The sequence below is a fragment of the Pantoea sp. X-Soil-YNGN-844 genome (genome assembly GCF_059730595.1).
This window is the reverse complement of the sequence record NZ_AP036007.1, coordinates 3,304,953-3,317,281: the sequence shown is the minus strand read 5'-3', so window position 1 is coordinate 3,317,281 and position 12,329 is coordinate 3,304,953. Positions and strand designations below refer to the sequence as shown.

Below are 12,329 nucleotides of genomic sequence, written 5' to 3'. Positions count from 1 at the left end.
ATTTTGACAGAAGGCTGGCTTATGGTAGTCCTCATTGAATGCTGAATAGGATCGGGAAATGGCAAAGGTATCACTGGAAAAAGATAAGATTAAGTTCCTGCTGGTGGAAGGTGTCCATCAGAGCGCGCTGGATAATCTGCGGGCTGCAGGCTACACCAACATCGAATTCCACAAGGGCGCACTGGACTCCGACGCGTTAAAAGCATCGATCCGCGATGCGCACTTCATTGGTATCCGTTCCCGCTCCCAGCTCACTGAAGAGATTTTTGCGGCGGCTGAAAAGCTGGTCGCCGTTGGCTGTTTCTGTATCGGCACTAACCAGGTTGATCTGCAGGCGGCTGCGAGCCGGGGTATTCCGGTGTTCAACGCACCGTTCTCGAATACCCGCTCGGTGGCAGAGCTGGTCATTGGTGAGATGCTGCTGATGCTGCGTGGCATCCCCGAAGCGAATGCGAAAGCACACCGTGGTATCTGGAATAAGATTGCCAAAGGTTCATTTGAAGCACGTGGTAAAAAGCTGGGTATTATCGGTTACGGTCATATTGGGATGCAGCTGGGCGTGCTGGCAGAAAGCCTGGGTATGCATGTTTTTTTCTACGACATTGAAAACAAGCTGCCGCTGGGTAATGCCACCCAGGTACGCCATCTGGCCGATCTGCTCAACATGAGCGACGTTGTCAGCCTGCACGTGCCGGAAACCGCCTCTACACAGGATATGATCGGTGCAGAGCAACTGGCGCAGATGAAACCCGGTGCGCTGCTGATTAACGCCTCACGTGGCACCGTCGTGGATATTCCGGCGCTGTGTGATGCCCTGGCCAGCAAGCATGTGGGTGGCGCAGCCATCGATGTCTTCCCGACCGAGCCTGCCACCAACAGCGAGCCGTTTATCTCTCCACTGAGTGAGTTCGACAACGTGATCCTGACACCGCACATTGGCGGCTCGACAGAAGAAGCGCAGGAGAACATCGGAATTGAAGTGGCGGGTAAGCTGGCGAAATATTCTGATAACGGCTCGACTCTCTCGGCTGTTAACTTCCCGGAAGTGTCACTGCCGATTCACGGTATCAGCGCCAGTCGTCTGCTGCACATCCATGAAAACCGTCCCGGCGTGCTGACGGCCATCAACCAGATCTTCGCAGAGCAGGGCATCAACATCGCCGCGCAGTATCTGCAGACCTCGCCGTTTATGGGTTATGTGGTTATCGACATTGATGCAGAGCCAGAAGTGGCAGAGAACGCGCTGCAGCTGATGAAAGCGATTCCGGGCACTATCCGCGCGCGTCTGCTTTACTAAGCGATACACACCTGGAGAGGCGCTTAGTCGCGTTTCTTCAGGTAGTTAATACAGTCTGTCCCGATTTGCTGTAAGACCGAGACTGCGAAGAGAACACGGTCAGATCGGAAAGACGCAAAAGCCGCCATCCATCGCATGCTCGTCCCGCGCGATTACGCACCTCATCCCTGAGGTGCGCCCGTGAACGGGCCAACGCTTTGCGCTGTTCAAAAACGCTCCCGGCGTTTTTGTCCCTTGCGCGGGACGCTTTCCTCTTCTGACCATGTTCCCTGCGCGTTGAGCTATTTCATTGCTGCCAGATGCGCCCAAATATGGGTTTAAGCCGTCTGAAAATCCCCTAACAGTGCTTCTTCTACTCCCACTGCCAGAGCTTTGACGGCGTCATCACCGCTGGCAAAGGCACATCCCATTCTGCAACCGGCAGGTTATCGACCTGCTGACAATCGTGTGCCACGCCGACGGGCAAAAAACCGTGCTGTCGCCAGTTCTGCAGCGTGCGGTCATAGAAGCCGCCACCCATCCCCAGTCGCTGCCCATGCTGATCAAAGGCCACCAGTGGCACCAGCATCAGATCCAGCTGATCAAGGGTGATCAACTGTCGGATATCGAGCGGCGGTTCAGGAATGCGCAGTTTATTCGGGAGCAGTGGCGTATCGGGCGAGTAACGCAGAAACAGTAAATTACCGGGGGAGAAAGGGTGTAAAACCGGCAGATAGACGGCTTTCTTCAGATGCCAGAGCCGGGCAATCAGCGGACGGGTATTCAGCTCACCATCAACCGACAGAAACAGGGCAATATTGCGCGCAGCAGTAACTGGAGCGTAGTTAAGGGCGAGTTCAGCGAGCTGTTCGGCCGCCTGAGCCTGCTGCTCATCCGTCATGGCACGACGCAGATGGCGCACCTGCTGACGAATTTCCTGACGCTGTAACATTGAAGGTGATGACATGGAAGGTTCAGACATGATTTCCCCGCCGTTTAAGCCGCTGTGCAGCGACTATAACATGTCGGTCCGGGGAAAAAAGCAGGACTACAGAAAGGGAGATCTCCGAGATGCCGCCGTAGGCTGTAACCCTTGAACCCTTGGTTCAAGGTGAACATGCCGTCGTAACCATCAGGCTTCTCGGACGAACCGAGCATGCACACAGGTTACAGAGCGTCACATTCTGTTTTTTCGAAATATCGGCTCAGGGGACTGGCCCACATGCAAACATCTCAGAGAAAATTTACCTCACCGTTGCTGTAACGATAGCAACCATGAAGTTTTATTCGAACTTCGCACCCTCACGCTCAGAGATGCGACCTTGCTCAACCAGTGCCTGTTCTATCGTCTGCTGCAACATACGAATACGCTGTTCCATATTAGCAGCATAATCGCGCGTTTTCACTTTCTCTTGCGCCAGCTCGTGGCAGACGTTTAACGCGGCGATGAACACCAGTTGTTCTGTATTTGTGACTCTAGTGCGAACTTTTAGATCTTGCAACCGTTGATTGAGATCTTCAGCCGCGCTATTGAGCGCATCTTGCTGCTCTGGCGGACAATTCACTCTCAACGAACGACCAAAAATTTGTAAATCTACCGGTTGTGCAGACATGCCACCTTCCTGACTGATTACTTCGCTCGCAACTCCCTTAGCAGTCAATGGCTTGGGAGGCGGGCAACTATATAGACCCACGAAATAAGATACAACCCCTTTTCTGGAAACCTTGAGGCAGCTAGTGGTAGCATAACACGAACTTATTCTGCCAACGACGATGAAAACTTATGTCCTTACAGAACGCAACCCCCGATTACAACGCGCTCGCGGCTGTGCTCTCCCAGCAGGGCGTTGGCATGACGCCCGCGGAAATGCATGGCCTGCTGAGCGGGATCCTCTGTGGCGGTAACCAGGACACCAGCTGGAAGACACTGGTACACGATCTGGCTAACGAAGGCATGGCGTTTTCACACACTCTTGCCGTGCCGCTGGCGGCGCTGCACGAGCACACGGCCACCACGCTGGAAGATGACGGCTTCCTGTTTCAGCTGATGCTGCCTGCTGACGATGACATCACTGTCTTTGACCGCGCAGATGCACTGGCAGGCTGGGTTAACCATTTTCTGCTCGGCCTGGGCGTAACACAGCCTAAACTGGATAAGGTCACCGGCGAAACCGGCGAAGCAATCGACGATTTGCGCACTATCGCCCAGCTTGGTTACGAAGAAGATGAAGACCAGGAAGAGCTGGAGCAGTCGCTGGAAGAGGTGATCGAATATGTGCGTGTCGCCGCACTGCTGTGCCACGATACGTTTACCCGTCCCCAGCCCACCGCGCCAGAAGTGCAAAAACCGACGCTACACTAATTTCAGGTCAACGCGTTTAACCGGTCAGTTTACAGGGAGTGCAGAGATGATTTCACTGGAACGATACCTGCAGCGTCGTCAGGCGCTGCTGGCAAAGATGGCGCCTGGCAGCGCAGCGCTGATTTTTGCTGCGCCAGAAGTGACACGCAGTAATGACACGGAATACCCGTTTCGTCAGAGCAGCGACTTCAGCTATTTCACCGGCTTTAACGAGCCGCAGGCACTGCTGGTACTGATCAAAAGCGACGAAAATCATAATCACAGCGTGCTGTTTAACCGCGTGCGTGACCCGGCAGCAGAAGTCTGGTCTGGTCGTCGGCTGGGTCAGGAAGCGGCTCCCGAAAAACTGGGCGTCGACCGTGCCTTACCCTGGAGCGATATCGGCGAACAGCTGCACCTGCTGCTGAATGGCCTTGACGTCATTTACCATGCGCAGGGCGAATATGCCCATGCGGATACGCTGGTGTTCAGCGCGCTGGACAAGCTGCGTCGCGGTTTCCGTCAGAATCTCAATGCCCCCGCTACCGTTACTGACTGGCGACCGTGGGTGCATGAAATGCGCCTGTTCAAAGATGCAGAGGAGATTGCGCTGTTACGTCGCGCCGGGGAAATCAGCGCACTGGCGCATACCCGTGCCATGCAAACCTGCAAGCCTGGCCTGTTCGAGTACCAGCTTGAAGGGGAAATTCATCATGAGTTTACCCGCCACGGGGCGCGTTATCCCTCCTACAACACCATTGTGGGATCCGGAGAGAACGGCTGCATTCTGCACTACACCGAAAACGAAAGTGAAATGCGCGACGGCGATCTGGTGCTTATCGATGCAGGCTGTGAATTCTATGGCTATGCGGGCGATATAACCCGCACCTTCCCGGTTAACGGCAAATTCAGCCCGGCGCAGCGCGCGATTTACGACATTGTGCTGGCTTCGCTGAACCGATCGCTTGAGCTGTTCCGCCCTGGCGTCAGCATTCGTGAAGTGAATGATGAAGTGGTGCGAATCATGATTACCGGTCTGGTTGAACTGGGCATTCTTGAAGGCGACGTTGATACCCTGCTTGCCGAAGAGGCGCATCGCCGGTTCTTTATGCACGGCCTGAGCCACTGGCTGGGGCTGGATGTGCACGATGTCGGTCACTACGGGACCCCCAGCCGCGACCGGATTCTGGAGCCGGGCATGGTGTTAACCATTGAGCCGGGCCTTTATATCGCCCCGGATGCGGACGTGCCCGCACAGTATCGTGGCATCGGTATCCGAATCGAAGATGACATTGTCATTACGGAAGATGGCATTGAGAATCTCACTGACAGCGTGGTGAAAGAGGCCGATGAGATTGAAGCACTAATGGCGGCGGCAAAACAGGCATGACGATTCTGATTGCCGGAGGCGGCATGACCGGGGCGACGCTGGCGCTGGCGATCTCCCATATTACCCAGGGCACACTGCCGGTGACGCTGATTGAAAGCAGTGAGCCTGGCAGTCGGGCGCATCCTGGTTTCGATGGCCGCGCGATTGCGCTCTCTGCCGGCACCTGCCAGCAGCTGGCGGACATCAATCTGTGGCAGCGCATCGCCAGTTGTGCCACCCCGATTACCGATATCCATGTTTCCGACCGCGGGCACGCCGGCTTTGTGTCGCTGGCAGCGGCTGATTACGCTATTCCGGCGCTGGGACAGGTGGTCGAACTGTTTGACGTCGGTCAGCGGCTGTTTGCTGAACTGAAAAAAGCGCCAGGCGTGACGCTGCGCTGTCCGGCGCGCGTCACGCATGCCCAACGCAGCGAGCAGCAGGTAGAGGTGGCGCTGGACAGTGGCGAGCAACTGAGCGGCAAACTGCTGGTGGCGGCGGATGGCACGCGCTCTGCGCTGGCCGCCTCGTGCGGTATTCAGTGGCAGCGGGACGACTATCAGCAGCTCGCCGTGATTGCCAATGTCACCACTGCGTTGCCTCATCAGGGCCGGGCATTCGAGCGTTTCACCGAGCATGGCCCGCTGGCGTTGCTGCCGATGTCCGGCAACCGTCTGTCACTGGTCTGGTGTCATCCGCTGTCGGAGCGTCAAAAGATTCAGGAGTGGAGCGAGGCCGAATTCCTTAGCCATTTGCAGCGTGCCTTTGGCTGGCGCCTGGGCAAATTCACCCACACCGGTCAGCGTGAATACTACCCGCTGGCACTCCACCGGGCGATCTCGCCCGTGACCCACCGCGTGGCGGTGGTGGGCAATGCAGCGCAGACGCTGCATCCGATTGCTGGTCAGGGCTTCAATCTTGGCCTGCGGGATGTGATGTCGCTGGCCGAAACCCTGGCCGCCGCCCATCGCCAGCAGCAGGACCCCGGCAGCTATACGGTGCTGAACCATTACCAGCAGCGTCGTCAGCCCGACCGCGCCGCGACCATCGGTATTACCGACGGGCTGGTTCGTGTCTTTGCGAATCGCTATGGCCCGATGGTGGCCGGTCGCAACCTGGGTCTGCTGGCGATGGATCATCTGCCGTGGCTACGAAATCAACTGGCTGAGCGTACGCTTGGCTGGGTTAAGCGTTAATAAAGAGGCTCAGATGCAAACTTTTGATGTGGTGATTGCCGGTGGCGGTATGGTGGGGCTGGCAGTGGCCTGCGGCTTGCAGGGCAGCGGACTGCGCATCGCCGTGCTGGAAAAATCGCCGGAGCCACCGCTGGCGCTGAGTGCGTCTCCGTCCATTCGCGTATCGGCAATCAACGCTGCCAGCGAACGGCTGCTGCAGAAGCTGGATGTCTGGTCGACCATTCTCTCGCTGCGCTGCCGCGCATATCACGGCATGGAAGTGTGGGATAAGGACAGTTTCGGCACCATCGCCTTTGATGATGAGCAGCAGGGCCTGTCGCATCTGGGCCATATCATCGAAAATCCGGTGATTCATAACGCGCTCTGGCAACGCGCCAGCGCCTGCAGTGACGTAACGTTGATGGCACCCTCGCAGTTACAGCAGGTGGCGTTTGGCGACAATGAAGCCTTTATTACCCTGCAGGATGGCAGCATGTTAAGCGCGCGATTAATGATTGCCGCTGACGGGGCTAACTCCTGGCTGCGTAATAAAGCCGATATTCCGCTGACCTTCTGGGATTACGATCACCATGCGTTAGTGGCTAACGTCCGCACTGAGAAGCCGCACGACGCGGTGGCGCGCCAGGTGTTCCACGGCGACGGCATTCTGGCTTTCCTGCCGATGCAGGATCCCCATCTGAGCTCCATCGTCTGGTCGCTCTCGCCGCAGGAAGCGAGTCGTCTGGAAACCATGCCGGAAGCGCTGTTCAATCAGCAGCTCTCGGTGGCGTTTGATATGCGCCTTGGCCTGTGCCAGCTCGAGAGCGAGCGTAAGTCGTTCCCGCTGGTGGCGCGCTATGCCCGCAACTTTGCGGCACACCGTCTGGCGCTGGTGGGCGATGCGGCCCACACCATTCATCCACTGGCGGGTCAGGGCGTTAACCTTGGCTTTATGGATGCCGCCGAATTGATTGGTGAAATTCGCCGTCTGCATCAACAGGGTAAAGATATTGGTCAGCACCTTTATCTGCGTCGCTACGAGCGCAGCCGTAAGCACAGTGCTGCCATGATGCTGGCGGGAATGCAGGGCTTCCGTGAAATGTTCGCCGGTAATAATCCGGCAAAAAAACTGCTGCGCGATGTCGGTCTGAAACTGGCCGATCGCCTGCCGGGTGTCAAACCGGTGATGCTGAAGCAGGCGATGGGCCTGAATGATTTACCCGCATGGCTACGCTAAATCCACACCTTCTGATAAGCCAGCATCTGCTGGCTTTTTTTATACCTGACCCCCTCTGCACCACCAAAAGGCAACGCTGCACCATCAGGGATCTTCGTTTGATTTATTCTAATTTTGCGACTGAATTCGCATTACTTTTTCTCACTCATCTCCTGGCAGAGTGCGGAATTTTTTTAACATCCTGAATGCCATCCCGCATAAATTTGCTGCGTATATTTAAAAACTCTGCATTTATTGCGCGATTAATCACAAAATTGCAGTTTTTTATCCTGTGGTCAGCTGTTCCTGGTTAGGCTGTGCATCTGCTTTCGACCCCGGTTTGCTTATGGTTAATCGTCAGATTCGGTGGTAACGTCAGCCGTAAGAGAACGTTTGCGTCGGCACTGAATTCCGGCGCACTTTTGCACTCAAACGCTTCTGCACAGGATGGTTATGACTCAGCAAACACCTCTGTTTGAACAGCATCAGGCCTGCGGTGCCCGCATGGTGGATTTTCATGGCTGGATGATGCCGCTGCACTATGGTTCCCAGATGGATGAACATCATGTGGTGCGCAGCGACGCCGGTATGTTTGATGTCTCTCACATGACCATTGTTGACCTGACAGGTCCGCGTACCCGCGAATTCCTGCGCTACCTGCTGGCAAATGATGTGGCAAAACTGACGCAGCCGGGCAAAGCGCTCTACACCGGCATGCTGAATGCTTCAGGTGGCGTCATTGATGATTTGATTGTTTACTTTATGAGCGAAACGTTCTTCAGGCTGGTGGTGAACTCCGCGACCCGTGAGAAGGACCTCGCCTGGATTACCCAACACGCAGAGGGCTATGGCATTACGCTCACCGAACGTGATGACCTGGCGCTGATTGCCGTGCAGGGGCCGCAGGCGCAGCAGAAAGCGCAGACCCTGTTCAGCGAAGAGCAGCGTCAGGCCGTCGCAGGCATAAAGCCGTTTTTCGGTGTGCAGTCAGGTGACCTGTTTATCGCTACCACCGGCTACACCGGCGAAGCGGGCTATGAAATTGCGATGCCCGCAGAAGAAGCGGCCGATTTCTGGCAGCGTCTGCTGGCCGCTGGTGTAAAACCGGCTGGCCTTGGCGCACGCGATACGCTGCGTCTGGAGGCGGGTATGAATCTTTATGGTCAGGAGATGGATGAAGGCGTGTCACCGCTGGCCGCCAACATGGGCTGGACCGTCTGCTGGGAACCCGCCGATCGCGATTTCATCGGCCGGGAAGCGCTGGAACTGCAGCGTGAACGTGGCACCGAAAAACTGGTGGGGCTGATCCTCACAGAAAAAGGGGTGCTGCGTAACGGCCAGCCGGTGCGTTTCACCGATGACCAGGGGCAGTTGCAGGAAGGCATCATCACCAGTGGTTCTTTCTCGCCGACGCTGGGTTACAGCATCGCCCTGGCGCGTGTTCCAGCCTCTATTGGCAGCACTGCCATCGTTGAGATCCGTAACCGCCAGATGCCGGTTCAGGTTACCCGTCCCGTTTTTGTCCGCGCCGGTAAACCGGTCGCCCAGTAAATTTTATTCAGGAGAAATGGCCAATGAGCAATGTGCCGAATACGTTGAAGTACCGCGACAGCCACGAATGGGTGCGCAAAGAAGCCGATGGCAGCTACACGGTGGGGATTACGGAACATGCGCAGGAGTTACTGGGCGACATGGTATTTGTTGATCTGCCTGAAGTGGGCGCGACGTTTGCTGCCGGTGAAGAGTGCGCGGTTGCTGAATCCGTTAAAGCGGCTTCAGACATCTATGCGCCGATCAGCGGTGAGATTGTGGCGGTCAACGAAGCGCTGACCGACTCACCGGAGCAGGTCAACAGCGAGCCTTATGACGGCGGCTGGTTATTTAAAATCAAAGCCAGCGACGCATCTGAAATCGACACGCTGCTGGATGCGGATGCTTATAAAGCTTCCATCGACGAGTAGTCGTCAGGCGGCCTCGTGCAGAGGCCGCAGATTTCTGTTTGCTCTCCGGTTCCCCCAGCCCGATTCAGGATTTACTGCTAATGACTCAGACTCTCAGCCAGCTTGAACACAACGGTGCATTCATCGAGCGCCATATTGGTCCTTCACCTGAGCAGCAGGCGCAGATGCTTGACGCGATTGGTGCCCGTTCGCTGGACGCGTTAATCAGCACGATTGTGCCGGCAGACATTCAGCTGCCAGGCCCGCCCGCGGTGGGCGAAGCCGCCACGGAACAGCAGGCGCTGGCCGAACTGAAAGCCATTGCCAGCCAGAATCTGCGGTACAAATCCTGGATAGGTATGGGATACAGCGCGGTCATCACCCCGCCGGTCATCCTGCGTAACATGCTGGAGAATCCGGGCTGGTACACCGCCTATACGCCGTATCAGCCTGAAGTTTCACAAGGCCGTCTGGAAGCGCTGCTGAACTTCCAGCAGCTGACGCTGGATCTCACCGGCATGGATATCGCGTCTGCCTCACTGCTGGATGAAGCCACTGCTGCTGCCGAAGCAATGGCGATGGCAAAGCGCGTCAGCAAGCTCAAAAACGCCAATAAATTCTTTATTGCCGACGATATTCATCCGCAGACGCTGGATGTGGTTCGTACCCGTGCGGAGACGTTCGGCTTCGAATTGATCATTGATAGCGACGACAAGGCATCCGATCACGACGATCTTTTTGGTGTACTGCTGCAACAGGTGGGCACCACCGGTGAAGCGCACGATTACAGCGCGCTGATTGCCGGTCTGAAAGCTCGTAATGTCGTGGTCAGCATGGCGGCAGACTTTATGTCGCTGGTGTTACTGGAAGCGCCGGGCAAGCAGGGCGCAGACATCGTCTTTGGTTCCGCTCAGCGCTTCGGCGTGCCGATGGGTTACGGCGGCCCGCATGCCGCCTTCTTCGCCAGCCGCGATGAGCATAAACGCTCCATGCCAGGCCGCATCATCGGTGTGTCACGTGATGCCGCGGGCAATACGGCGCTGCGTATGGCGATGCAGACCCGTGAACAACATATCCGCCGTGAAAAGGCCAACTCCAACATCTGTACTTCTCAGGTGCTGCTGGCCAACATCGCCGGTCTCTACGCGGTGTTCCACGGCCCGGCCGGTCTGAAACGCATTGCCTTACGCATTCACCGCTTCACGAATATTCTGGCAGCCGGACTGCAACAGGGCGGCCTGAAGCTGCGCCATCAGCACTGGTTCGATACGCTGACGGTGGAAGTGGCGGATAAAGCCGCCGTGCTGAACCGCGCCCTGAGCTTTGGCGTTAACCTGCGCAGCGACATCCATAACGCCGTTGGCATCACGCTGGATGAAACCACCAGCCGCGACGATATTCTGGCGCTGTTCGCTATTCTGCTGGGTGATGAGCACGGCCAGGATCTGGAAAAGCTCGACAGCGAAGTGGCCAGTGAAAGTCACGCGATTCCGGCTGGCCTGCAACGCCACAGCGAAATCCTGACCCATCCGGTGTTCAACCGTCATCACAGCGAAACCGAGATGATGCGTTACATGCACAGCCTGGAGAAAAAGGATCTGGCGCTGAATCAGGCGATGATCCCGCTCGGTTCCTGCACCATGAAGCTGAATGCCGCCGCCGAAATGATCCCGATCACCTGGCCGGAATTTGCGGAGCTGCATCCGTTCTGTCCGGCTGAACAGGCTATCGGCTATCTGCAGATGATCGGCCAGCTTTCACAGTGGCTGGTGCAGCTCACCGGCTATGACGCACTCTGTATGCAGCCGAACTCCGGCGCGCAGGGTGAATATGCCGGACTGCTGGCGATCCGCCGCTATCACGAAAGCCGCGGCGAGGGCGATCGTCACCTCTGCCTGATCCCGAGCTCGGCGCACGGTACGAACCCGGCATCCGCCCAGATGGCGGGCATGGACGTGGTGGTGGTGGCCTGCGATAAACAGGGCAACATCGACCTTGGCGACCTGCGTGAAAAAGCGGCGCAGGCGGGCAATAAGCTCTCATGCATCATGGTGACGTATCCGTCCACCCACGGCGTTTACGAAGAGACCATCCGTGAGGTGTGCCAGATTGTGCATCAGTACGGCGGCCAGGTATATCTGGATGGCGCGAACATGAATGCGCAGGTCGGCATCACCACGCCGGGCTATATCGGCGCGGATGTCTCGCACCTCAATCTGCATAAAACCTTCTGCATTCCACACGGCGGCGGCGGTCCGGGTATGGGACCGATTGGCGTGAAAGCGCATCTGGCGCCGTTTGTTCCGGGGCACAGCGTGGTGCAGATCGACGGTGTACTGACGCAGCAGGGCGCGGTCTCCGCAGCGCCGTTTGGCAGCGCCTCGATTCTGCCGATCAGCTGGATGTACATTCGCATGATGGGCGCGGAAGGGCTAAAGCAGGCCAGTTCAGTCGCCATTCTGAATGCTAACTATATTGCCAGCCGCCTGCAGTCCGCCTATCCGGTGCTTTACACCGGCCGTGACGGGCGTGTGGCGCATGAGTGTATTCTCGATATCCGCCCGCTGAAAGAGCAGACCGGAATCAGTGAGCTGGATATCGCTAAGCGCCTCATTGATTACGGATTCCACGCACCGACCATGTCTTTCCCTGTGGCAGGCACGTTGATGGTGGAGCCGACCGAGTCAGAGAGCAAAATCGAACTGGATCGCTTTATCGACGCGATGCTGGCGATCCGCATGGAAATTGACCGGGTTACGGCAGGTGAATGGCCGCTGGACGACAATCCACTGGTGAATGCGCCACATACCCAGCTGGAAATCGTCAGCGAGTGGTCACATCCTTACAGTCGCGAACTGGCCGTCTTCCCGGCGGGCAGCCACAACAAATACTGGCCGACGGTAAAACGTCTGGATGATGTGTTTGGCGACCGTAATCTGTTCTGCTCCTGCGTGCCGATGAGCGACTATCAATAAGCTTCCCGCAGGTAAGCATTAACGTTTAAGGGTCGAT

Annotated in this window: 10 protein-coding genes and 1 other RNA gene; 8 read left to right on the top strand and 3 right to left on the bottom strand. The window is 56.9% G+C overall.

The window, feature by feature from the left end:
- The first annotated feature begins 58 nt into the window (after positions 1-58).
- Positions 59-1,297: a phosphoglycerate dehydrogenase gene (gene serA / locus AC6I8C_RS15350; RefSeq protein WP_003852850.1), complete on the top strand. Its 1,239-nt coding sequence runs from the start codon at positions 59-61 to the stop codon at positions 1,295-1,297.
- Between the two features lie 352 nt (positions 1,298-1,649).
- Here the strand turns inward: serA and AC6I8C_RS15345 are convergent, their stop codons facing one another.
- The 3 genes from AC6I8C_RS15345 to zapA form a co-directional block, all read right to left on the bottom strand.
- Positions 1,650-2,243: a 5-formyltetrahydrofolate cyclo-ligase gene (locus AC6I8C_RS15345; RefSeq protein WP_497823353.1), complete on the bottom strand. Its 594-nt coding sequence runs from the start codon at positions 2,241-2,243 to the stop codon at positions 1,650-1,652.
- 92 nt (positions 2,244-2,335) lie between these two features.
- A non-coding RNA gene (gene ssrS / locus AC6I8C_RS15340) (6S RNA) lies at positions 2,336-2,519 on the bottom strand.
- Positions 2,520-2,559: 40 nt separating this feature from the next.
- On the bottom strand, positions 2,560-2,889 hold the full coding sequence (zapA, locus tag AC6I8C_RS15335) for a cell division protein ZapA (protein ID WP_008925677.1): 330 nt from the start codon (positions 2,887-2,889) through the stop codon (positions 2,560-2,562).
- A gap of 170 nt (positions 2,890-3,059) precedes the next feature.
- Here zapA and AC6I8C_RS15330 point away from each other — a divergent pair, with 170 nt between their 5' ends.
- The 7 genes from AC6I8C_RS15330 to gcvP all read left to right on the top strand — a co-directional run bounded on the left by AC6I8C_RS15330 (position 3,060) and on the right by gcvP (position 12,292).
- Positions 3,060-3,638, top strand: a complete 579-nt coding sequence (locus AC6I8C_RS15330) for a YecA/YgfB family protein (protein ID WP_033733679.1) — start codon at positions 3,060-3,062, stop codon at positions 3,636-3,638.
- Positions 3,639-3,684: 46 nt separating this feature from the next.
- Entirely contained in the window at positions 3,685-5,007 is a 1,323-nt protein-coding gene (gene pepP / locus AC6I8C_RS15325) for a Xaa-Pro aminopeptidase (RefSeq protein WP_497822967.1), read from the top strand.
- Positions 5,004-6,182, top strand: coding sequence for a 2-octaprenyl-6-methoxyphenyl hydroxylase (gene ubiH / locus AC6I8C_RS15320; RefSeq protein ID WP_497822966.1), 1,179 nt, complete (start codon positions 5,004-5,006; stop codon positions 6,180-6,182). Before pepP ends, ubiH begins: the two co-directional genes overlap by 4 nt.
- Positions 6,183-6,195: 13 nt before the next feature.
- Positions 6,196-7,398, top strand: coding sequence for an FAD-dependent 2-octaprenylphenol hydroxylase (gene ubiI / locus AC6I8C_RS15315; RefSeq protein WP_497822965.1), 1,203 nt, complete (start codon positions 6,196-6,198; stop codon positions 7,396-7,398).
- Between the two features lie 432 nt (positions 7,399-7,830).
- A complete protein-coding gene (gene gcvT, locus AC6I8C_RS15310) occupies positions 7,831-8,928 on the top strand; it encodes a glycine cleavage system aminomethyltransferase GcvT (protein WP_497822964.1) in 1,098 nt (365 codons plus the stop codon).
- 23 nt (positions 8,929-8,951) lie between these two features.
- Positions 8,952-9,338, top strand: a complete 387-nt coding sequence (gene gcvH / locus AC6I8C_RS15305) for a glycine cleavage system protein GcvH (protein ID WP_033733675.1) — start codon at positions 8,952-8,954, stop codon at positions 9,336-9,338.
- An 80-nt stretch (positions 9,339-9,418) separates the two neighbouring features.
- Positions 9,419-12,292, top strand: coding sequence for an aminomethyl-transferring glycine dehydrogenase (gcvP, locus tag AC6I8C_RS15300; protein WP_497822963.1), 2,874 nt, complete (start codon positions 9,419-9,421; stop codon positions 12,290-12,292).
- Positions 12,293-12,329: the final 37 nt, after the last annotated feature.